The sequence below is a fragment of the Frankia sp. CcWB3 genome (genome assembly GCF_977927595.1).
Genome location: NZ_CDWRCK010000004.1, coordinates 37851 through 40285 on the forward strand (window position 1 = coordinate 37851; position 2435 = coordinate 40285).

Consider the following 2435-nt stretch of genomic DNA (forward strand, 5'->3'; position numbering starts at 1 on the left):
TCTGCGCTGGGCTGCCACACCCGGCGCCGATCCTGGCGTCGGCCCCGATGGCGAGACCGGCGCGGCGAACGAGCCGGCCACTTGGAAACTGTTCCTGCGGCTGGTCGCACGCGAACGGCCGATCGCCCTGCTCGTCGATGATTTCCACCTGGCCGATCATGCGCTTTCCAGCTTCGTCGCCGGCCTGACCGGCCTGACCGGCGTGCCGCTGCTGGTGGTCGTCACCGGACGACCGGCGTTGTTCCGGCGGGAACCGGCCTGGGGCGCAGCGGAGGGCCACGTCGCCACACTGTCCCTCGAACCGTTTCGGCCTGCCGAAGCCGACCGGCACAACGACCCCGCGTCCGGCCTCATCCCAGCTCCCTACCAGCCGGACGGCGAGGACAGGACCGGCTCGTTCCGGACGACGCCTCCGGCCGACATCGATGCCTGGCCGGGCGATCGACGTCACCACGGCCGTTCGCGCCCGGCCCGGTGGCAGTGAGAGTGCCTCGACCGAACATCGATCGCCCGTCGTTTACTGACAGCCTGCGGAGAATAGTTTTCCGGCCGGACCGCACCGGGGGCCGCCAGTCTCCATGGCGAGCATTCTTACCGTGACAAGGCTGTCGGACGGAGTATTTCCGTGCGAGTGGGTTCGATCCGGAATGTACTGCACTCTGCGGTGATCGTCAGGTGGCATCTCGGGCGCCGTGGCACCATCGGTTCCCTACGAAAAGGTAAGTGGTCACCAAATGGTAAGTACTTGATCGACGCGGCCGGATCGACGACCATTTCATCTGCGCCGCCACGGACGGGGTCGTCCATGCCCCGAACCGTGGCGCCCGCGGTCCAAGATTGCCGACATGCCCAGCAAGGGAAGTGGTTAGATGCGTACTACTGTGACGTCTTTCGGAGGTCGTACTCAGTGATGGCGAGCGAGAATCGCGCTCCGGTTACACTCATCGGTCTCGGGCTCATGGGGCAGGCCCTTGCCGCCGCCTTCATTGATGGCGGCCATCCGACGACTGTGTGGAACCGCTCCGCGGACAAGGCCTCCGGAGTCGTTGGCAAGGGTGCCCGCCTGGCGGGCTCGGTCGCCGATGCGATCACCGCCAGCGACCTGGTCGTGGTCTGTGTGTCGGACTACACCGCTGTGCACGCCATCCTTGACCCGGTGGTCGAGAAGCTCGCGGGCAAGGTGCTCCTCAACCTGACGTCCGGCGACTCTGCCGCTGCCAGGGATGCTGCCGAGTGGGCGGCGAAGAACGGCTTCGGCTACATCGACGGCGCGATCATGGCTATTCCGCCGGTCGTGGGGACGAAGGACGCCGTCTTCCTCTATAGCGGCCCGGACGAGGTGTTCGCCGGAATCGAGTCGGCGCTGAAGGTGCTTGCCCCGGTGGGAACGAGCTACCTCGGTGAGGACCACGGCCTTGCCTCCCTCTACGATGTCGCGCTGCTCGGCATCATGTGGGGGGTGCTCAACAGTTTCCTGCACGGTGTTGTTCTGTTGGAGACCGCCGGGGTCAAGGCGACGACCTTCGCTCCGTACGCGAATACCTGGATCGGTGCCTGCACGGCATTCGTGGCTGCCTACGCTGGCCAGATCGACGAGGGCACCTACCCGGCTCTGGACGCCACCATCGACACCCACCTCGCGACCATGGTGCACCTCCACCATGAGAGCAAGGCTGCCGGTGTCAACGCCGAGATCCCTGTCTTTGTCAAGGCTCTGACGGACCGGGCGATCGCGGCGGGTGACGGCGGCGACAGCTATGCCGCCATGATCAAACAGTTCCGGAAGCCTTCGGCCTGAGCGCCGAGATCGCAGGAGCCGGCTCGACACGGTTCCGGACCAGGCGGGCCCACTCCCTGAGGGAGTGGGCCCGCCTGGTTGGCGTTCCCGCGGGTCGGTGACATCGTGCACTGGCCGCGCGGCGCCGCCGTGGCCGCGCGGGACGCGGCCGGATCGCGGTACGCGAAGCGGAAGAGGGTGTGAGGAACAGCGATGTTCCCCACACCCTCGGGCTGGGTCGCGCACCCCCGCGGAGATGGCCTCAGTCCGCTGTGGGCTGGTAGGTGACGATGACGGCTTCGGTCGGGCAGCAGTCGCCCACGTCCCGCGCCGCTTCGGTCTCCTCGGCATCCTCCAGCACTGTCCGAAGTGTCGAGGCACGACCGTCAGGGTCCGTCCGGAAAAGGTCTGGCTGCATCGCCGCGCACAGCCCCGAGCCTGCACAGGCCCGCCTGTCCACCCGCACTGTCACCTTCACTGACCTCGTCCCTTCAGCCGAGAGTGGCCCGAGGCCCAAGGTCGACCGCCAAGCTGCTGAGACTGCGCAACAGCCAACTTTCCTCATAGCGGATGGTGGAACGCGGGCCGGCGAGCCGGGCGTTCGGGTAGATCTGGAAGAAGGCGGGAATCGCGATGCGTGCCTCCATGCGCGCGAGCG

Annotated in this window: 3 protein-coding genes; 2 read left to right on the plus strand and 1 reads right to left on the minus strand. The window is 67.0% G+C overall.

What is annotated here, in order from left to right; all coding sequences use genetic code 11:
- Together ACY5KJ_RS00990 and ACY5KJ_RS00995 are read left to right on the plus strand one after the other, a co-directional pair.
- Positions 1 to 484: hypothetical protein (locus ACY5KJ_RS00990; protein ID WP_462202523.1), on the plus strand; the 484-nt coding region annotated here is incomplete at its 5' end.
- Between the two features lie 426 nt (positions 485 to 910).
- Positions 911 to 1798: an NAD(P)-dependent oxidoreductase gene (locus ACY5KJ_RS00995; protein ID WP_462186958.1), complete on the plus strand. Its 888-nt coding sequence runs from the start codon at positions 911 to 913 to the stop codon at positions 1796 to 1798.
- Positions 1799 to 2039: 241 nt separating this feature from the next.
- On the opposite strand, the gene ACY5KJ_RS01000 is transcribed toward ACY5KJ_RS00995, so the two are convergent.
- Entirely contained in the window at positions 2040 to 2342 is a 303-nt protein-coding gene (locus ACY5KJ_RS01000) for a ferredoxin (protein ID WP_462202524.1), read from the minus strand.
- Between the last annotated feature and the right edge of the window lie 93 nt (positions 2343 to 2435).

Coding starts and splice junctions, on each gene's coding strand:
- ACY5KJ_RS01000 (WP_462202524.1), bottom strand. CDS start 2,342: ATGAGGAAAGTTGGCTGTTGCGCAGTCTCAGCAGCTTGGCGGTCGACC.
- ACY5KJ_RS00995 (WP_462186958.1), top strand. CDS start 911: ATGGCGAGCGAGAATCGCGCTCCGGTTACACTCATCGGTCTCGGGCTC.